This is a genomic window from Traorella sp. mt218 (genome assembly GCF_055420025.1).
The window spans coordinates 1-18,571 of record NZ_JBVAYM010000033.1; the positions used below are offsets into that span (position 1 = coordinate 1).

The 18,571-nt window shown below is 35.5% G+C and carries 20 protein-coding genes; all 20 read left to right on the plus strand.

Annotated elements, in window-relative coordinates; all coding sequences use genetic code 11:
• Window positions 1-156 precede the first annotated feature (156 nt).
• The 20 genes from ACZYT3_RS11865 to ACZYT3_RS11960 all read left to right on the plus strand — a co-directional run bounded on the left by ACZYT3_RS11865 (window position 157) and on the right by ACZYT3_RS11960 (window position 18,418).
• Window positions 157-414, plus strand: a complete 258-nt coding sequence (locus ACZYT3_RS11865; RefSeq protein WP_071441726.1) for a hypothetical protein — start codon at window positions 157-159, stop codon at window positions 412-414.
• A gap of 51 nt (window positions 415-465) precedes the next feature.
• Window positions 466-828 carry a type II toxin-antitoxin system RelE/ParE family toxin gene (locus tag ACZYT3_RS11870; RefSeq protein ID WP_071441725.1) on the plus strand — a complete coding sequence of 121 codons (363 nt, stop codon included), beginning with the start codon at window positions 466-468 and terminating at the stop codon, window positions 826-828.
• The gene (locus ACZYT3_RS11875; RefSeq protein ID WP_071441724.1) at window positions 825-1,112 is read left to right on the plus strand and encodes a helix-turn-helix domain-containing protein; all 288 of its coding nucleotides are present in this window, start codon (window positions 825-827) and stop codon (window positions 1,110-1,112) included. The genes ACZYT3_RS11870 and ACZYT3_RS11875 overlap by 4 nt, the downstream gene beginning before the upstream one ends.
• A 288-nt stretch (window positions 1,113-1,400) precedes the next feature.
• Window positions 1,401-1,658: a type II toxin-antitoxin system RelB/DinJ family antitoxin gene (locus ACZYT3_RS11880; RefSeq protein ID WP_464088817.1), complete on the plus strand. Its 258-nt coding sequence runs from the start codon at window positions 1,401-1,403 to the stop codon at window positions 1,656-1,658.
• Entirely contained in the window at window positions 1,659-1,919 is a 261-nt protein-coding gene (locus tag ACZYT3_RS11885) for a Txe/YoeB family addiction module toxin (protein WP_071441722.1), read from the plus strand.
• A gap of 374 nt (window positions 1,920-2,293) precedes the next feature.
• Complete coding sequence (locus ACZYT3_RS11890) at window positions 2,294-2,512, plus strand: hypothetical protein (protein ID WP_071441719.1); 219 nt, start codon at window positions 2,294-2,296, stop codon at window positions 2,510-2,512.
• Between the two features lie 17 nt (window positions 2,513-2,529).
• The gene (locus ACZYT3_RS11895) at window positions 2,530-2,985 is read left to right on the plus strand and encodes a hypothetical protein (protein ID WP_071441718.1); all 456 of its coding nucleotides are present in this window, start codon (window positions 2,530-2,532) and stop codon (window positions 2,983-2,985) included.
• Window positions 2,986-3,390: 405 nt separating this feature from the next.
• Window positions 3,391-3,825: a hypothetical protein gene (locus tag ACZYT3_RS11900; RefSeq protein WP_071441716.1), complete on the plus strand. Its 435-nt coding sequence runs from the start codon at window positions 3,391-3,393 to the stop codon at window positions 3,823-3,825.
• A 137-nt stretch (window positions 3,826-3,962) separates the two neighbouring features.
• On the plus strand, window positions 3,963-5,216 hold the full coding sequence (locus ACZYT3_RS11905) for a JAB domain-containing protein (RefSeq protein ID WP_464088808.1): 1,254 nt from the start codon (window positions 3,963-3,965) through the stop codon (window positions 5,214-5,216).
• Window positions 5,217-5,302: 86 nt separating this feature from the next.
• The gene (locus ACZYT3_RS11910; RefSeq protein ID WP_464088809.1) at window positions 5,303-6,031 is read left to right on the plus strand and encodes an ADP-ribosyltransferase; all 729 of its coding nucleotides are present in this window, start codon (window positions 5,303-5,305) and stop codon (window positions 6,029-6,031) included.
• Window positions 6,032-6,118: 87 nt separating this feature from the next.
• Window positions 6,119-7,063, plus strand: a complete 945-nt coding sequence (locus tag ACZYT3_RS11915; RefSeq protein ID WP_464088810.1) for a Fic family protein — start codon at window positions 6,119-6,121, stop codon at window positions 7,061-7,063.
• Between the two features lie 81 nt (window positions 7,064-7,144).
• Window positions 7,145-8,938, plus strand: a complete 1,794-nt coding sequence (gene mobL / locus ACZYT3_RS11920) for a relaxase MobL (RefSeq protein ID WP_464088811.1) — start codon at window positions 7,145-7,147, stop codon at window positions 8,936-8,938.
• Window positions 8,939-8,941: 3 nt separating this feature from the next.
• Window positions 8,942-10,963, plus strand: a complete 2,022-nt coding sequence (locus ACZYT3_RS11925; protein ID WP_071441710.1) for a type IV secretory system conjugative DNA transfer family protein — start codon at window positions 8,942-8,944, stop codon at window positions 10,961-10,963.
• A complete protein-coding gene (locus tag ACZYT3_RS11930; protein WP_071441709.1) occupies window positions 10,947-11,948 on the plus strand; it encodes a pentapeptide repeat-containing protein in 1,002 nt (333 codons plus the stop codon). The genes ACZYT3_RS11925 and ACZYT3_RS11930 overlap by 17 nt, the downstream gene beginning before the upstream one ends.
• Window positions 11,908-13,083, plus strand: a complete 1,176-nt coding sequence (locus ACZYT3_RS11935; RefSeq protein WP_464088812.1) for a hypothetical protein — start codon at window positions 11,908-11,910, stop codon at window positions 13,081-13,083. The genes ACZYT3_RS11930 and ACZYT3_RS11935 overlap by 41 nt, the downstream gene beginning before the upstream one ends.
• Window positions 13,084-13,137: 54 nt before the next feature.
• Complete coding sequence (locus ACZYT3_RS11940; RefSeq protein WP_071441707.1) at window positions 13,138-13,569, plus strand: hypothetical protein; 432 nt, start codon at window positions 13,138-13,140, stop codon at window positions 13,567-13,569.
• Between the two features lie 2 nt (window positions 13,570-13,571).
• The gene (locus ACZYT3_RS11945) at window positions 13,572-14,846 is read left to right on the plus strand and encodes a toprim domain-containing protein (protein ID WP_464088813.1); all 1,275 of its coding nucleotides are present in this window, start codon (window positions 13,572-13,574) and stop codon (window positions 14,844-14,846) included.
• A gap of 398 nt (window positions 14,847-15,244) precedes the next feature.
• Window positions 15,245-15,949 carry a type III toxin-antitoxin system ToxN/AbiQ family toxin gene (locus ACZYT3_RS11950; protein ID WP_464088814.1) on the plus strand — a complete coding sequence of 235 codons (705 nt, stop codon included), beginning with the start codon at window positions 15,245-15,247 and terminating at the stop codon, window positions 15,947-15,949.
• Between the two features lie 285 nt (window positions 15,950-16,234).
• The gene (locus ACZYT3_RS11955; protein ID WP_464088815.1) at window positions 16,235-17,596 is read left to right on the plus strand and encodes a recombinase family protein; all 1,362 of its coding nucleotides are present in this window, start codon (window positions 16,235-16,237) and stop codon (window positions 17,594-17,596) included.
• A 357-nt stretch (window positions 17,597-17,953) separates the two neighbouring features.
• Window positions 17,954-18,418, plus strand: a complete 465-nt coding sequence (locus ACZYT3_RS11960; RefSeq protein WP_464088816.1) for a methylated-DNA--[protein]-cysteine S-methyltransferase — start codon at window positions 17,954-17,956, stop codon at window positions 18,416-18,418.
• The last annotated feature ends 153 nt before the right edge of the window (window positions 18,419-18,571 follow it).

Below are 18,571 nucleotides of genomic sequence, written 5' to 3' on the forward strand. Positions count from 1 at the left end.
AATATCGCATCCAAGTCACTCATCAAGCGTTGCCCTACGGCGTCTCGCACTAAAGTGCTTGCCGCTTGACTTCCCTCCTCAGCTGCCGATCTCAAGAAAGTGTAAGGTACACAAGATGTCTTGCAGAGACAGGGCAATCCCCTTAGAGGTAAGAAAATGAAAAAATTTAGTATTCCAGTAAAATGGGAAGTTTGGGACAAAGTAGAGGTAAAGGCTGAAACCATTGAAGAAGCTATTCAATTTTTAAAGAACAATATTGATACGATCCCTTTAGGAACAGAACCTGAATATATCGATGGTACTTATCAAATTGATGATGGTCACGATGGACAAGCTAGTATTGAAGAAACTGAAAAATATTTAAGAGAATATTGGAATTTAAGTGGTGGAATCGACGGAGAAATTTTAAACTAACACTTGACAATATGGAAATTTTTCCATATTATATAAATGGAGATAAAGTTGATGGAAAATTTTGAAGTAATTTTTTATAGAAAGAGAAATGGTGAGTGCCCTGTTGAAGACTTTCTTCTCTCTTTGGATAAAAAAATGCGAGCTAAGATAGTTAAAGAGATCTCGCTACTGGAACTCGAAGGAAATATGCTCAGACAACCTTTTAGTAAACATCTTGAAGATGGAATCTTTGAATTAAGAGCAAAAACAGGAACCAATATAACAAGAGTTTTATATTTTTTCTACATAGGCAGAAAAATTGTACTGACAAATGGATTTGTTAAAAAGACACAAAAGACACCAATTTCAGAAATTAGAATTGCAAAAGCATATCGAAGTGATTATTTACAGGAACAGGAGGAAGATAGGAAATGAAAGAAAGAAAATTTAGTGATTTCTTAAATGAACAGCTTCAGGATCCCGAATTTAAAAAGGAATACGAGAAACCTGATAAAGAACTTGACCCTATTTTTGAACTGATTCATGCAAGGCATCAGCAAAATATGACTCAAAAGGAACTTGCAGATAAATGTGGAATGACACAGGCGGACATCAGCAAGATTGAAAGTGGTCAACGACCGTTATCACTAAAAATACTGGAACGGATTGCCGACGCTTTGAACATGGATCTAAAAATTCAGTTTGTAACAAGAAAATAAGATGAGAAGCTATGATTTAGCTTCTTTTTTCGTATTATCATAAACTACATAATTTTATCCCTTGTCCTGTAATACGCGACATTTATGATTTAAGGTTCCAACATGGCAATTTGCCATGTTGTTTTCTATTAATCCTTTGAAAGAAATATGGAATTTATATGCAAAGGGAAGAAGAAGTGTTGAGGAGTATCATAGAAAAAATAAAGAATTATTAAATGATTTTTATTGTATTTTTCTTTATTTTAGATTATAATTTAAGTAGAAAAGGAGTGATTCTAAATGTCACAAATGGTAAATGTCAATTTTAAGCTTAATGAAGATGTGAAGAAAAGCATGGAAAAAACTTGTTCAGAATTGGGAATGTCTATGAGTACGGCTTTTACAATTTTTGCAAAAAAAGTAGCAAGAGAAAAGCGCATCCCTTTTGAAATTTCTGTGGATCCATTCTATTCAAAAAGCAATATTCGTTATTTAGAAAAAATAGCTGAAGATATAAAAAACGGACAAGCACATTTTTCTGAACACGAGCTTATTGAGGAAGAGTAAATGAAGTTGCTATGGGAAGACCGTGCATGGGATGACTATCTTTACTGGCAAACACAAGATAAAAAGACTTTAAAAAGGATTAACACTCTTATCAAGGACATACAAAGAAATGCTTATGATGGCATTGGCAAGCCTGAAGCTTTAAAAGGAAATTTAAGCAAAATGTGGAGCAGACGCATTGATGATGTCAACCGTCTTGTTTATTATGAAGAAAATGAAATAATCTATATAGTTTCATGCAAAGGACACTATGACGATTAAATAAAATTATTTCATGCAACCATTTATTGTTCATACCAAAATGAATATTTACAGCAAGATAATAAAATGAGAAGCTAATGAATTTAGCTTCTTTTTTCGTTATATCATAAACAACTTAATTTTCTCACTATTCTGTAATACGCGACATTTATGATTTAAGGTTCCAACATGGCAATTTGCCATGTTGTTTTCTATTAATCCTGCAAAAGAAATATGGAATATCGCATCCAAGTCGGTCATCAAGCGTTGCCCTACGGCGTCTCGCACTAAAGTGCTTGCCGCTTGACTTCCCTCCCCGGACGCTGATCCGAAGAAAGTGTAAGGTACATGAGCCTTACAGAGTTCGTGGTTACCATGCCACAAAGGAGGAAAAAATGTATAGAGAACATGAAGTAAGGAAGAAAGGCACACTTTTACTAAAAGCGGACGGAAACTGGGACTATTATTTGTACAACAATACAGTCTATTCCATTGCAACTGATGAACAGTGTGATGACGGTTATTTCGGTGACATCACTCATATCAGAAAACTGGTAAAGAATGGTGTTCTGACTGGTATGATGACAAGCATTGGAAATGAATTGCTGAAATAATATGGAGGGCGATTAAAATGGGTAGAAAATATTATGATGAGTTTAGTAAATTGCCAGTAGACAAAATGGCACAAAGTATCAGTGATATGACTTATAGTTTTGAAAATACAATCGTTCCAAAAGAACATTATAAAAAAACGTTAAGTAAAGAACTTATTGAACTGATGAGCAATGAACCAAGCATAGAATTGAATTTATTGAAACCTTATTATGATATGCTTAATGAAATGCTTAAAGAAAATCCAAAGTTTTTCTTTAAGGCATTGCTATTGATAGACACTAAAACTAACTACAACAGTATTTCATCACCAATGGTAGACGCTTTGGAATACTGCTGGCAGGAGTTTTCCAAAATTAAGAAAAACACTATCATCAAAGATGAAATTGCTGAGGACTTTAAACGGATATCTTCTCAAGGTATGGACAGCATACTGGATATCATCGATGAAACCAATAAAGACCAGTTGAACTAGCAGAATCTCAACCGATTCTGCTTTTTTCTAATCTTCCCTTCTTACATGGCAAATTGCCAGGTAAATCGTTCAGTCTAATTCCAGCAGAGTTCCCATCATATTCCTCCGTTATATTCCTCCCTCTTTTTCTTTTAATGCCAGCAAAACGTGATACAGCCGTTTTGTCTAGTATTTTGTTACCAGGATAAGGAGAAATGTGATACATTCCTCTTTTTTGGACAATCGCCCAACGGGCGATTTCTTAATTTTAAAGGCTTTTTTTGTATCACGTTGTATCACAAAATTGTGATACAGTTTTTCCTTTGCTTTTTTCCTTCAAAAAATTCCTTAAAAAGTCCTTATTTCTAGGGCTGATTTTCAATTTTTGTGCTTTTTTACTGTATCACGAAAGGAGCGTGCATATTTTTGGCAAAATCACAAAAATCTTACCGTTTCTCAAAAGAAACATTCGATAAATTAAAAATGCTTACAGACATATCTCAGCAGCAGGCAGAAACGCTTGGCTTAAAGGGACAAAGTGAAACAGAGATTATAGAAGAAGCAATAGACCAGCTTTATACAATGAAGATCGATGCACAGGTAGGAAGTGCATACCTCAACAGAGTGGAGCTATCTATCCAGCGTGCGATCAACGATGCACTGAACATTCGCGATGAATCTCTCAATACGATTTTATTCAATCAGCATCAGATTCTGGAACTGCTTTATCTGTTTGCAAAATTCAATACAGATCTTCCTCGCGATGACAGCGTAATACGTGATGTGCTTTACAACAAAAAATCAGTATATGAAGACTACATTCCCAATGTTGTAAATGTAAAACTATCTGAAAAAAAATAACCTGGCAAATTGCCAGGTAATCTGAAAGGAGACTAAAATGGATTCAATTACTTGCGAACAACTTATCAAAATGATCATTAATCTAAACGAAGATGAAAAACTAATTATCTCAAGAGAAGGCATCAGGGTGGATAAAAATGAATAACTCACTGGATATCGTAGGCATCCGTCTTGTCAAGGAAAAAGAACTGGTTTCGGATAAGGCTATCAATTCCCCGCTTGAAGCTATCAATGTTATTGCCAATGAGCTGAAATGGCTCGATCGTGAAATGGTCATGTGTCTCAATCTGAATAATGCCAATCAGGTACTCAATGCTCATGTAATAGCTGTCGGCGGACTGGATCAGGCATTTATAGATTTCAAGAATATTGCAAAATCTGCCTTATTATCCAATGCAGCTCAAATCATGCTGATCCATAATCATCCTAGCGGAAACTGCATGCCAAGTCATGCTGATAATTTTACAACTGAAAAAATTAAAGAAATTTGCAAACTGACAGGAATCAAATTTCTCGATCATATCATCATTGGAAGAAAAGAATTTTACTCATACAAAATGGAAGACACTGCTAAATATTCGACTTCCCTGAAATACATGGAAGAACAGATACTCAGCGGATCGCGAATATTTTTTGATATGGATGGCGTACTTGCTCATTTCAACAATCAGATCGAATCGGAAGAAGTTTTGTATCAGCAGGGTTATTTCAAAAATCTGCTGCCGCAGGCTTCTGTTCTGGAAGCTGTGAACATGATGATCAACTGCTATCCGGAACAGTGCTACATATTGACGGCAGCGGTGGAATCACCCTATGCAATACCTGAAAAGAAAGAGTGGCTTTCCACCTATGTTACTTCAAATCTGAAAAAGGACCACATTCTATTTGCGAAATGCGGTGAACCTAAGAGTCTTTACATAGAAAAAGGCATTCGGTCTTATGACATACTTGTAGATGACTATACCAAAAATCTTGATTCATTTGTCAATGATGGCGGCAGAGGGATCAAAGTTGTGAATGCGATCAATGATACAAACAAGTCGTGGAAAGGCAAAAGAGTTTTTTATAATGATGAACCAGTCAAGATTTTTGAAGAACTCGAAAGGAGTCTTTTGGAATCAAATAAGAAAATGCTGGAGGGTTATCTGAATTACACCATCGATTTAAAAATCAGCACTCTTGCTGACAATATCGACTATGATACAGAACTGATCAGCAGCATATATCAGGACTGCAAGGATGAGATTATTTCTGTTATTGCAGAAAAACATTGTGACATGAACGCTTTTAATGATTTTCAGAATGAATTCATGAACCATGACGACATTCTGCTGGAAGCTATTGATGAGATCGTAGAGACACACGGTCTACATCAAAGAATGTCACGCTGATGCTACCTGGCAAGTTGCCAGGTAATAAATTCTAGCTTGTGCCGTCACTAAAATATCTTATTAAAAATTACTGGAGGTAGATAAATATGTTTGATAAAATTGGAAAAATAAGCCTAGAAAGAAAATACGGCGGAATTATCCCTATGCAGAAAGCAAAGGAAGATTATCGAGAATTTACGGATCGGAATGAAGCAAGCAGCTGGGGAGAATCTATTTATAAAGAATGGGCAAAAAAATACAAAGAGACGATGAGAAAAGCAGATGAATCCGTCAATGATCCTCTATATACTTCTGTACTGGAGTGCTATCTGGGAAATATGTATCGTGATATCAATCAGGTTCTGAGAAATAACAATCAGGAAAGCATCTATTCTAAATTGACTGATCTAATGAAAATCGTTGTCTGTTCTGCACCTAGAATTCCAGAAAATATCGTTGTATATCGCAGAGTCGATAATCATTTTACTGAAATGCTGGTTCAGGCAAACAAAACAGGAGCAGGATCTGTTTTTCAGGAGAAAGGATTTATGAGTACAGGTCTTGTGGCGAAAACACTAACAGGCCATCTTGAAATCTATCAGCTCAAGGAAGGGATCATAAATGATGAGATTCTTGAAGATAGAATAAATACACTTGTGGAAGATGGACTTATCGATCAAAATACAGCAGACCTTATCATGACCGAACATAAAGAGGCAGTTCTTGAACAATTAAAAAAATGTTCGGTTGAAGAGTTAAAAAGCGAAGATATCTGGTTTGATGTAATTAAAGAGGTTGCTGAAGATATTCATATTTCTGTGAGAAAAGGCAGATAAATTTACCTGGCAATTTGCCAGGTATTTGAATAAAAATCAATATATCTATAAATTGTGATATAATAGTTTCAAAACAGGAGGATTCTTATGAAATTTCAAACCATTGAAGAATTAGATGATAAGTTAAGAGATTTCCGTATCTTGTTTGCATATAACTCTAATAAGATTGAAAACGACAGTATTACCTATCATGACACCAGAGAGATTTTTGAAAAAGGCAGAGTTATATCATTTACAGGAGAATTAAAAACCTTATTTGAAATTGAAAATCAAAAACAATGCTATAATTTTTTAAAGGAGAAAATTATAATTAAAGAAAAAATAGATTTAGGACTCATCAAAGCTATTCATTATGAATTAACAAAAGGTACTTATGATGAATATAGATACAATATTAACGGTGAAAGACCTGGTGAATTTAAAAAACATGATTATGTTACAGGAATCAACGAAGTGGGTAGCCGACCTGAAAATGTTGAGCAGGATCTCATGGATTTGCTTCAGGAAATAAATTCCTATAACGGAAAAGATCATATCACTGTAGCGGCTTATTTACATGCAGCGTTTGAAAACATCCATCCCTTTGCCGATGGGAATGGCCGAGTTGGAAGAACTTTATTAAATTACTATCTCATGATTCATGATATTGATCCCATTATCATCTACGAAGAAGATAAAAAAATGTATTACAGCGCTTTAGAAAAATTCGACCAGGAGGATAGCGAATTAACTCCATTAATAGATTTTATTTTATATGAGCAGAAAAAAACCTGGTCAAAAAAAGAAAACAGACAGCGAAACCAATCTTTGAATAAATGTTTAGATCAAAAAGCGCTTAAAAATTATGAAAATACAATCGATACTCTTGTTGAAAAAAATCTGATTAGCATTGAAAAAGGAGAACTAATAAAAAACAAATATATAGATGAAATTATTTCTTACATTCAGGAAAGCGGTCATTCTCTTTCTGAAGATGATGATCTTTGGATGGAGGCAATTGATCATGTTCTTCCTTTATCAAAAAAAAGATGAAAATTTTAAATGTTACCTGGCAAATTGCCAGGTATTTTATTTTAAAGACAGAATTGATTTCAGACAAAAGAAAGGAGTGATATGGTGCCGGAACTGATTGGAAAATTCCGTTTTCTCGAAAACGGAAAAGAAGCGCCGGAAGGAAGCCGATTCAAAGGCATACTAACAGCCTCTTCCCTTGTAGGATGGTTTAACTACACTTCAAGAGAAGATGCGGCAGACGAAAGAAAAGACAACCAGTGCAAAGGCGGTTTTCTTGGCTATACTTCTCATGGTGGAAGTGAAAAAACATATACGCATCTTGGATGGCTGAAAGATGAAAACTATACTGAATTCAGAAAAGAGGTTGCTGAGGCATTTTCGGAACAGGGAAATCTGGCATGGGATACTGTCATTTCTATGGAAGATTACGATCTGGCAGATAAATACAATATGCGAACGGTAGACGACTGGGCAAACGCTGTAAGCAAAGCTCTTCCCCGTTTCTTTAAAAGTATAGGTCTTGAACCTTCTAATATGATTTACTGGATGAACTATCACACAAATAAGGATCATCCCCATATTCATTTAACATTTCTTGAACGTACTCAAAGCCGTACTAAAGGAAAAATTACTGAAAAACAGCTCAATACGTTTAAACGCTTCTTTATTGAAGAATTAGGATTAAGAGAGAAACTGGCTGAAAGAGTCGGTACAACATCGGAGGAATATATGAAACAGAAAGACGCATACAGGAATAAAATCATCGAATCCATCAAAAAATCTATGATAGAAGTCAGAACTTTAGAAGGATTATATAAGATGCTTCCAAAATCCGGAAGGCTTCAGTATAACTCGAAAAATATGGCTCCCTATAAAAAACTTATTGACGAACAGATTGAAGAATGCCTGAAACTTGATGGCGTTCGGGAAGTTTATGAAAAATGGTGTGAAACAGTAAATCAGCTTGCATCAGCGATGAACGAATTCGCCGGTCATGATATACAGACCATCAAGGAAGCAGAAATAAAAAATCTTTATACTCTTGTCGGTAATGCAATTTTGAAGGATTATAAAGGCAGACTGGATTTCCAAGTACAGATGGAAGTCGATCCTTCATATATCAAAGAGAATGATTCAACTTTTGAGATCAAAGTACCTTTTCAGCCCATTACTGTGGAAGTCGATAGAAGCAAGATCACTATGCCGGAAAACGGAAATCCGGTAGTTTTGTTTGATGACATCGATTATCAGATTAAGGAATATGGCTCAAAGCAGGATATCTATGCTAACCGTTTACCGATCTCTACTGGCACTATAACGACAAAGGAAGTCCTGAACATATTTAACAGCATCTATAAAAACAAGATATATCGCACAAATATCACGCTTGATTCCCTACCTGGCAATTTGCCAGGTATTTTAATGTCCACTATTTCTGCTGAAGAAATTGTGAAAACTGTTGAAGATGGAATTGTAGTCAGACTACCAGGAACTAAAAGCAGTTTTATGATACCAAAAGAAGATATATTTAAAACAGATAACGGGAACTACATTGTTCAGTTTACAAAAGATGAATATATAGTACGGGAACATGAGGACTCTGAAATTCTGAAAAATGACAACATTCTGGAAACACATACTGAATCAAAAGAAAGAATTTTTTCCAATTATCCTGCTCAGCGAACGTTCGATGTGAAGCAGCAGGTCGAAAATGCTGAAGAAGAAAAGAAACTTTACTTCAAGCCGTCCATCAAGAAAATGAGATCCTATCGAACTGGACCAGGTTTCACAAATGCATTGAAAAAGGATGTGATGAGGTCTATGAACCGTGATATTGCAGAAAAAGAAAGAGACCTTGATATCTATCTGCAGCAAAGAAAGGAAATTGGTTAGTTCATGAAAAAAATACTATTCATTCTCATAAGCGGAATCATCATATTTGCATTAAGCATCTTCTTAGGAATTCAGGCGATCAAATTCATATATCTGAAAGATCCAATCGGAATCTCGCTAGACCCCAGCCTTTTGTCACTGCGAGCTGGTGCGTGGGAGTTTACTCTTTTTGTCGGACTTCTGATATGGCTTGGAATCATCTATATGATTCTCACAAGCGGTTCACACAGTAAAAAGAAAAAAAGTAAAGATGATCTGGAAAGTTTTTCTAAATTATCTTCATTACACGAAGCTAAAAAAGGTACTACTCGTCTTTCCTATGATTCGGAAAAACTTTTAGAGCATTCTGCTATGGATGTTGTTGATCAGTGGCTGGATCCTTCCAAACGGCTGATCAACAGTTTTCTTACTCTGCTGCGTGTTGATGATGTTAAAAAACTGAATACAATCAAGACCTGGAATATCGAAGGCAAAAAAGTCCACAAGCGAGGCGGACTGCCCATTTATACACCTCTGATATTCAAGCACCACAGTTATGTAGACTCCGGCGATACGCACACAAAAATATTAGGTATGACAGGATCCGGAAAATCGTTCTCATTAATTCTTCAGCTCATTGAAAATCTGAGAATGACGGGAGAGTCTATGCTGATCAACGATATGAAAGGCGAGCTTTACGATTATACCGCAACTTCTCTAATTCGGGATGGCTATAATGTGATTAAGCTGAATTTCATCGATCCGAAGAACTCGGATGGATGGAACCCTCTAACCTCAATATGGAAAACCTATCAGGAAGCGTATGACCGGTATGAAAAAGAGCTGAAAGACTGGGAACTTAAAAAGGCGGGACTTAGCGGCGGAAGACTGGCCGAACACCTTCTTTCCAAGCCAAGACTTAATGTTTCGGAAGCAAATGAGCAGCTTCTTTCCCTGGCATCTACTCTTTGCTATGATGAAAATACAAAAGATCCTTTCTGGAAGGAAAAGGCAGCAGATCTGATTTCAGGATGTGCGTCTTTTTTGATGGAAGAAGGAAAAGAAACGCTGATCAACTTTAAATCAGTAAAGCTGCTGGGACAGCTGGGTTTTGAAACAATTTCTAAAGAACTGCGACAGAAACTGGGAATCAATGTCACCAGTTATCTGAGCTATTACATCAAAAATTTTAGAAAGCCCGATGATTTTAGTTCGATGCAGCTTCGCGACACACTGGATGGTGCTGCGGATACAACAAAAGGAATTCTTTCTACCTTTAACCAGAAATTAAGAATCCTAACCGCAAATGAAGACATCATGAAAATGACATCGCAGACTACATTTAACTTAGAAGATGCCGGCAAAAAGAAAACAGCTATTTTTCTAATTGTTCATGATGAAAAGAAGATCTATCATCCACTGGTCACACTTTTTACTAAACAGCTTTATGAAGCTCTCATTAAAGTCACCCGTGAAACAAAGCATACCGGTGCCGGCGAGTTTCTGCCGATTCCTTTTAACTTTATTATCGACGAATTCGGAAACTGTCCGCCGTTTCAGGATATTGATTCTATTTTAACGGCTGGCAGATCACGAGGCATCCGTTTCTATCTTGCCGTACAGAATGATCAGCAGATTAGCGACAAATATGGTGAAAAAATGGCAGCAACGATTCAGTCCCAGTGTACAAATACTGTATTTCTGATGTCTAACGATCAGAAAACACTAAAGAATTTCAGTGATATGTGCGGTTCGCATCAGGTGTGGGTTCCATCGCAAAAACGATACGAAACAAGACCAGTTATTTCAACCGATCGTCTGCAGCACCTTAATATTGGTGAAGTAGTCATACATCGCCAGAGACGCAATCCATTTATCACGCGGATGCTTGCCTACAACAAATGTGTTTACTACAAAGGAAAGAGAGATTCCGGGCAAGCCTTCCCAAAATTTAAGGAAGTTGCTTACTACAATATTATTGATATGCTGATACAGCGCTTAAAAGAGAAAGGAGACTTAGAAGAAAGTTATGGAACTACAGTTTAAAAATTTTACTATGGAGGCAAAAAAGAAGGAGAATGACGGACTGATTAGCAGTATGACCTTTACTGAGGAAATTGTATCTAATATGGAAACTGAAGATATTGTCTATGACAAATGTATTTTCCAACGAATGAAATTCAGTGGTCTTAGTTTCAGCAATACCATTTTCTCAGAATGTGAGTTTAAATCATGTACATTCAGTGAGTGCAAGGGCCTGGTCTCATTCAACGAGTCAAAATTTGACGATACAAAATTTAACTCCTGTCAGATACCGGCTGCTTCATTTATAAAAGCAGTTTTTGCAAACAGCCAGTTCAATGATACGATTCTTAACAATGCAAATTTCACACTTGCTGATATTTCAGGAGCAGAAGTCAATCAGTGCGAGGTCGAAGGAACGATATTTGAAAAATACGAGAAGAATCAGGAACAGATACAAAAAAGGTTCAATCGCATGGTAAGCCGATGCCTTTTTGAACTGTTTGGTGTTTTTGAGTCCTTTGGAGATCTTTTAGGTGATGAATTTTCTGAGAAATATCTTCCTTTGAAAGAATATATTACTGAAATGCTGGATTCCCAGTTAAACAGCAGACTGATGACGATGAGCAAGGAAGAACTTGAAACAGTGCTGGATAAACACGAGAAAAAAGGAAGCTCCCTTCTTTTAAACAAAGCAAAAGCACCGGATTTTTCAGATCATGATTTTCATTCGTTCAACTTTCAGGATCGCAATCTTTCAGGAATCAATTTCAGCGGATGTGATCTAACCGACTGTATTTTCACCGGATGTGAACTATCCTACTGCAATTTTTCCAATGCTGATCTAAGCAATGCAATTTTGTATGGTGCCCATTTTTATCAGAATGTTTTTGACGGTGCCAAGATGAATGGAATTATACTTGATAAGAAAAATAAGGAAGACTTTATGAAGGCGGGCATCATTCCAAATGAATTACCTGGCAATTTGCCAGGTAGTGAAAGAATGTAGCATGCAGGATATCAAAGAAAAATTTAAAAACATTCCGTTCACCCCTGATCAGTGGCATGAACTCGATTTGGGAAACAGACATGGTATCGATGTAACTGAATTTGCGAATATTCACTTTTCCAGCGAGCAGATGAAAATACTTCGTGAAGCAAAAGAAAACGGTATTGATATTAAGGTCATCTGTTCTCCGGATATTCCCGCTGATGAAATGCGCAAAATTCTTGAACATATCTACAATGAAATGGGATTTTACAATGAACAGTATGAAAGGACTCGAAGAAAGTGGCTGAAAAATATTACCTGGATGATAGTATTGGCAGCATCGGTAATTGCAGTATGCAGTCTCGTCTATCTAAACAAAGACACGATTGCCTTATATTTTGAAAATCTTGAACTCGTTTTAAAAGAACAGGTTGTACAGCTTAAGACAAATGAAGCGTTTAACCCTGGCGACCAGGTAGAATCCTACAGTGAAGATTCTGAACTGAGGATCAATACGAATGACTTTGATTCAGGCACTCCCGGTACATATACGATTGTTTATTCTGTTACGAACGGAAAGAAAACAATATTCAGAAATCTGATCGTCAATGTCATCGATGGAGAGGCTCCCGTTCTCAAGCTTTCTGAAGAAAAAATAGAATTAAAGAAAGGAGATTCTTTCTCCTGTAAAGCCTACATTTCAGAAGTGCGGGATAATATTGATTCGCTGTCAAGTGAAGATGTTGAGTGCAGCAACGTTATAGACTGGGAACAAAGTGAACAGTATGTTGATTATAGTCTTACTGACACATCCGGCAATTCAGCAGAAGAGACACTTCTTGTGCTGATAAAAAAAGAATCTGAGACAGAAACACCACAGAATGGACAAATATCTTCAGGTGGAACAAATTCAGCTTCAGAAAGCCAGAATGAAAGCGGAGGAAGCAATAATTCTACTACAGTTCCATCTTCCCTTCCATCAAAAAAGTTTCTGTTTTCTGATGGCTACATGATGCCGGATCCGAATAATCCAAATGATCCGCTGGATGCGTATAATGCCTGCTCTGCTTATCGAGGAAATCATTCAGGTAAATGCAGCGTGCTTACCGGAGATGATGGCCTATTTATAGGATATGAATATACACCAAGCTAACAGCCTGGCAAATTGCCAGGTTGTTTTATTTAAAAACAATTTTAGGAGGAAATTATGAGAAATGGCTTTTTAAGTGAAAAAGAACTCAAGACAGTTTTTTGGGAAAATTACAATCGTACAGGACGCGCACATCGTCACCAGTTTGAATGCCCGCTTCGTGAAGGAGGAGCAGACCTGGTTACTGTTGAACAGTTTCAAGGAAATTATCAGCTTAATGCTTTTGAATTTAAATTAGCTGATATCAAAAAAGTGATCCTTCAGGCAGAAGCAAATGCAGAATACGTCAACAAAAGCTGGATCGTCATTCCGTCCGATAAGGAAAATCTTATCAATGACAAATGGATGAGCTATCTTCAGGAAAAAAAGGTCATTGGTGTCATCTGTGTAGAACCTGGAGGAAGATATAAGATATTATTTCAGCCTCGATTCCAGCAGGTCATGAAATTCAATCAGTCTCTTGTCAATCTCATGATGAAAGGATACTAATTATGAAAGATATCATTACTATTTCGGTCGGGAACGATCGTATTCGAGGACGTGTCAAACAGGCAAACGGAATCGAATACAGTAAAAGAGTCGTACTGCCGAAAGAAGCAGGTATCTATGCTTCTCATATTCTGCTGATTCCGGAGTGTTTCTGCAAACCTGATCCAAAGCAGGAAGGATATACCCTGCTCTACTTTTATGCAGATCGTGAACTGGCTCTCAGCAAATGTGTAACCAACAAAAAAGGCGGAATCGAATATTTTAAGGTAACAACCACACCTCAAAAGCTTGCTGATGCCTTTGATGGAGTATATGTCAATAAAAATATAAATTACTCGGATGAGTATGTTAAAAATCTGAAAGAAAATATCAATGTCCTGGATTTCATTCAGGAACGTACAGGATATTCATTTAGAAGACAGGGATCCAATTATTATCGATGCGAACAGCATGATTCCTTTGTTATTGACATGAACAAAAACTGCTTTTACTGGAATTCAGAAGGCAAGAGCGGAGATGCAATCAAATTTCTTACAGGCATAGAAAAGCTTTCATTTCGAAAAGCTATAGAAGAATTGGATAAGTATTATAGAAATCTTCCAGAAGAAAAACGAGAGTTTAAATATGAAGCTGAAGAAAGAAAACCCTTCGTTCTTCCTGAAAAAGCAAATACCAATTACAAGATCAAGGACTATCTGATCAATCAAAGAGGATGCGATGAAGAACTGATAAATAAGCTGATCAGCCAGGGGCTTCTTTATCAGGATAAAAACGGAATGGCCGTATTTGCCTGCAGAAACTGGAAAGGAGAAATCGATGCAGCCTTTACACGTTCGACTTATTCCAGTTTTAAAAATACACAGGAAAGCTCCAATCCATTTACAGGTTATTTTTTAGAAGTGTGTCCAGGAGCTACTAAGCTTGTTCTGACAGAATCCTATATTGATGCCATCAGCTATTATTCAATGGCAAAAGAGTTAAACAAGCCAATTGATTTTAATGTATTAGGTAGTGATTCGTGTAACTGTATCAGTGAAACATTCAGAATCAATTATCTTACAAGACCGGAGATCCACGACTATATCGATACTGTGATCATAGCTTCAGATAATGATAAAGCAGGAAGACAGGTTTATGATAAATTCGTAGAAAAATATCAGCCTTTTTTTACTCGAATCAAAAACTATACATCTGATATTCCTGAATCGAAAGACTGGAATCAGGATCTTATAAACTATAAAGATAATAGAAAGGAAAAAGATAAAACAATCTATTAAATTTACATTTCAATGACTAAACTTTGCTCTTTTTCTTCAAAAAATCCTCATTTGCAAAGAGGATTTTCATAAAAAACACCTCCTGTATATTACAATACAGGATGTCAAGCTTTTGATATATGGAATGGTGACATTTTCGCTTAACGAATGGTGACATTTTCCCTTAATGGCGACAAATTGAAAGAATATATATTGAAAAAAAAGGCCAAGATTGCTATAATAATTACAGGTATTATCACTATGACCTGCTGAGTAGCAAAAGTGGTACTGTCTAAACATACTAAGTGACAGTATAATGATGTATGTGGAGTAGAGGATGCCTTAGTTCCGGCTTTAACTACAAAGAAGCACAGATCTTATTGATCTGTGTTTTTTTATTACATTTAAGGAGAAATTTTATGAAATTTTATACAATAAATAAAGAATACATTGATTATTTATATCAGATAGATCCACAGGTCATGAAAGACGATAAGGATAGATCAAGGTTATACGTTGGAATCATTCATCCTGTAAAATGGTTCAATTACCTTATTCCCTTGTCTTCTGCAAAACCAGATAAAGATTATGAAATTCTAGCTGATGGTACTCAGTTTGCAAGATCGGGTTATGACAATTCGGTTAAATACGTTGAATCGTTTTCTCGATATGATAAGCTCGAAGTCTGTGCAAAGCTTATGATGGGTAAAATGATTCCAGTACCTCGTTCAGAATTTAAAGCTGTTCAATTTGATAAAATCAATGATATTCAATACAGATCGCTTGTTATCAAAGAGTATGAATATATTCAAAAGCATAAACATGAAATAAAGAATTTCTGTGAAAATCAGCTTTATAAGTCCATAACCAAAGGAATCGATTATATGAATATCGATAAAGATAAATGCGTTGATTTCAATCTGCTGGAAAATCGTTGCCGTCAATGGGTTTATGATCTTAAAATAGAACAGGAAGATTTTAAAGAATTATTTGATGAACTTGAGTATATGGGCTACGGTGAACAGCAAATTGAAAATATAAAAAAAGACATTTTTTATGGATATGATTTTGATGATATCCGATATAAGATTGAAATGGATCTGTATAAAAGCAAATCAAGATAAAATTTGATTAAAAAATATGGATTTTTTTTTCTTCTTTTGCTATAATATCTATGGGAAATAATCCCGTATTAGTTATCAAAAGCACTACAAAAAACGCTTGCATCTATGTGAGCGTTTTTTGTATATCCCATATATATTGAAATAACATATTGCTTATATTCTGTCTACTGTTGCCCTACGGCGTCTCGCACTAAAGTGCTTGCCAGGCAGACAGAAATACACGCAATATGCCTCTTAGAAAATATAGGTACTTCTCTTACCTATTATTGAAAAGGAGGCATATATATGTGCAATGTTGGTTATGTTCGTGTGTCAACCGACGAACAAAGAAAAAGAGGCTATAGTGTTGACGGTCAGAAACAGGAAATTGAGTCAATGGCTGAGCGAAACGAAGAAAAAATTGAGACCTGGTATGTAGATGATGGCTACTCAGGAACGAATGTTCATCGTCCAGAATTGAAAAAAATGTTGAAAGACTGTTCTCGTGGAATGATTAGGAAAATTTATATTGTCGATTCAGATCGTTTGACTAGAGTTCCTGTTCATCGCTATTCTTTTAACAAAGTGTTTTCTAGATTTAATGTAGCAGTAGTAAGTAACTCGTTTGACTGGGATACAAGCACTTTTCAAGGTAGTTTTTCCGGTGATATAAAGACCTTAACAGCATATTATGAAGTATCGCAGGTAAGACCGAGAACCTTGCGTGGCTTAAAGGAAAGCGCCCGTCAAGGAAACTACTCCAAGGGTGGACGCGCACCAAGGGGATATATTAGAGTAAAAAATCCAGCTTCTTCAAAGAGCGGGACAAAGCTTGATAAAAAAGAAGGATACGGATGGGAAAAAATAATACCTAGAATTTTTACTTTTATTGCGTATCGTATAGATACAACTCGTTCATTAGCTAGAAAACTTGATAAAGAAAGAGCTGGTGGAATGCGTTGGGATGAAAACGCTGTTGTTAGAATCATCAGAAATCCCATTTACTGGGGATGTTTCGCTTCATGCTGGTACTATCAGGAAAATCATCAGCCTGCCTATGTAACAAAAGAATTAGCTGAATTAGCAAACTCATCTCTTGATTCAGTTACAAAAACAAGAAAATATGATTATGTATATGGTGGTCTTGTGAAATGTGCCGACTGTGGATGTTGGACAAGAAATGATGTAACAGTCAAAGTAAGAAAGAACGTCAAAAAAAATTCCTCCAAAAGAGTATATAAAATATACAAATATTATGAATGCCCCAATTGTTTAAAAAGAATCAATGAAAATAAGCTACACTGTATGGTTTATCCAAGATTACGTGCTGAATGGAAAAAAAAGCCACAGGACTTAGAATTATATCTCGAACTTCAAGAAAAAGAAAAACGGCTATTTAAAAGAAAAGATATATTAAACCATGATTATGATAACAATCTTATATCAGATGATGATTACGAGCAAGAAAGAAAAGAGATACTAAAAAACATCAAAAAAATCAAAGCTCAGATCAAAAAAGCTGATAAAGAATATTTTTCGACTTTTTTTCCATTAAGTGAATTAGAGAAAAGATCTATATTTCAAAAATATTATTGTTCTTTAGAATACAGCTATAAGTTTAAAACGATCAATTTATTTAAATTGAATAGATCAAAAAAGAAAAATTAATATTTAATCTTTTTCACATATTTAAGTTTTTTAAAAAAATTACTATACTTTTTTGAACATTTATGATATTATATTTTTGCAAGAAAACTGCATGGACGAAATTTAGTTTCGGAATTGTGCAACTCACTGCTCCATGTATCGAATAAGTCCGAACGATCGGGCTTTTTATTTTTGACGTTTAAAAAATTATATTTTTATAAAGAATTTAAAGATATATATATTCATTGAGATGGATATATGTGTTAAACAATACATGAATAAGATGGTAAAAATTGGCAGGAAAAGGAATATAAAAGTTAAATATATTGGTGCAGAAATCTTAATTATGTATTATAATATCACAAGAAGGTGTATAGAATGTATGTAGATTATTATAAATCGTTAATTGGACTCATCAAGATCGTATGTGATGATGAATATGTTTTAGAGTGCGAATTTGTGGATGAAATAGAAGAAAAAGCATGTGAAAGCTCTTTGTCAAAGGAAGTAAAAAAGCAATTAAAAGAATATTTTATGGGGAAAAGATTATCGTTTGAATTACCGTTAAAGCTTGATGGCACGCCTTTTCAGCTAAAAGTATGGAATGCACTGCTTCAGATTCCTTATGGGCAGACATGCACATATAAAGATATAGCACAAAAGGTCGATCATCCAAAAGCTGTAAGAGCTGTTGGTATGGCTAATAATAAAAATAAGCTTATGATCTTAATTCTTTGTCATCGTGTTATTGGTTCCAATAATAAGATGGTAGGATATGCCGGAGGTATATTTAAAAAACAGGTATTGCTGGATCATGAGAAAAGCGTGTTGGAAAACTTATAGCTCCTGAATTTCAGGAGTTTTTTATTCAACTGATGGTTGAAATGATGATTTCAACTAACAAGTTATTGGCAAATAAGACATTTGTATTTACGATAGGAGTATCCAGATAAAGGAGGAGATTCCATGAGCAAATACTATGATGAAAGAGAATTT

What these genes read in the sequence shown, in the direction of transcription:
- ACZYT3_RS11865 (WP_071441726.1), top strand. Translation starts at nt 157, where the DNA reads ATGAAAAAATTTAGTATTCCAGTAAAATGGGAAGTTTGGGACAAAGTA.
- ACZYT3_RS11870 (WP_071441725.1), top strand. Translation starts at nt 466, where the DNA reads ATGGAAAATTTTGAAGTAATTTTTTATAGAAAGAGAAATGGTGAGTGC.
- ACZYT3_RS11875 (WP_071441724.1), top strand. Translation starts at nt 825, where the DNA reads ATGAAAGAAAGAAAATTTAGTGATTTCTTAAATGAACAGCTTCAGGAT.
- ACZYT3_RS11880 (WP_464088817.1), top strand. Translation starts at nt 1,401, where the DNA reads ATGGTAAATGTCAATTTTAAGCTTAATGAAGATGTGAAGAAAAGCATG.
- ACZYT3_RS11885 (WP_071441722.1), top strand. Translation starts at nt 1,659, where the DNA reads ATGAAGTTGCTATGGGAAGACCGTGCATGGGATGACTATCTTTACTGG.
- ACZYT3_RS11890 (WP_071441719.1), top strand. Translation starts at nt 2,294, where the DNA reads ATGTATAGAGAACATGAAGTAAGGAAGAAAGGCACACTTTTACTAAAA.
- ACZYT3_RS11895 (WP_071441718.1), top strand. Translation starts at nt 2,530, where the DNA reads ATGGGTAGAAAATATTATGATGAGTTTAGTAAATTGCCAGTAGACAAA.
- ACZYT3_RS11905 (WP_464088808.1), top strand. Translation starts at nt 3,963, where the DNA reads ATGAATAACTCACTGGATATCGTAGGCATCCGTCTTGTCAAGGAAAAA.
- ACZYT3_RS11910 (WP_464088809.1), top strand. Translation starts at nt 5,303, where the DNA reads ATGTTTGATAAAATTGGAAAAATAAGCCTAGAAAGAAAATACGGCGGA.
- ACZYT3_RS11915 (WP_464088810.1), top strand. Translation starts at nt 6,119, where the DNA reads ATGAAATTTCAAACCATTGAAGAATTAGATGATAAGTTAAGAGATTTC.
- mobL (WP_464088811.1), top strand. Translation starts at nt 7,145, where the DNA reads ATGGTGCCGGAACTGATTGGAAAATTCCGTTTTCTCGAAAACGGAAAA.
- ACZYT3_RS11925 (WP_071441710.1), top strand. Translation starts at nt 8,942, where the DNA reads ATGAAAAAAATACTATTCATTCTCATAAGCGGAATCATCATATTTGCA.
- ACZYT3_RS11930 (WP_071441709.1), top strand. Translation starts at nt 10,947, where the DNA reads ATGGAACTACAGTTTAAAAATTTTACTATGGAGGCAAAAAAGAAGGAG.
- ACZYT3_RS11935 (WP_464088812.1), top strand. Translation starts at nt 11,908, where the DNA reads ATGAATTACCTGGCAATTTGCCAGGTAGTGAAAGAATGTAGCATGCAG.
- ACZYT3_RS11940 (WP_071441707.1), top strand. Translation starts at nt 13,138, where the DNA reads ATGAGAAATGGCTTTTTAAGTGAAAAAGAACTCAAGACAGTTTTTTGG.
- ACZYT3_RS11945 (WP_464088813.1), top strand. Translation starts at nt 13,572, where the DNA reads ATGAAAGATATCATTACTATTTCGGTCGGGAACGATCGTATTCGAGGA.
- ACZYT3_RS11950 (WP_464088814.1), top strand. Translation starts at nt 15,245, where the DNA reads ATGAAATTTTATACAATAAATAAAGAATACATTGATTATTTATATCAG.
- ACZYT3_RS11955 (WP_464088815.1), top strand. Translation starts at nt 16,235, where the DNA reads ATGTGCAATGTTGGTTATGTTCGTGTGTCAACCGACGAACAAAGAAAA.
- ACZYT3_RS11960 (WP_464088816.1), top strand. Translation starts at nt 17,954, where the DNA reads ATGTATGTAGATTATTATAAATCGTTAATTGGACTCATCAAGATCGTA.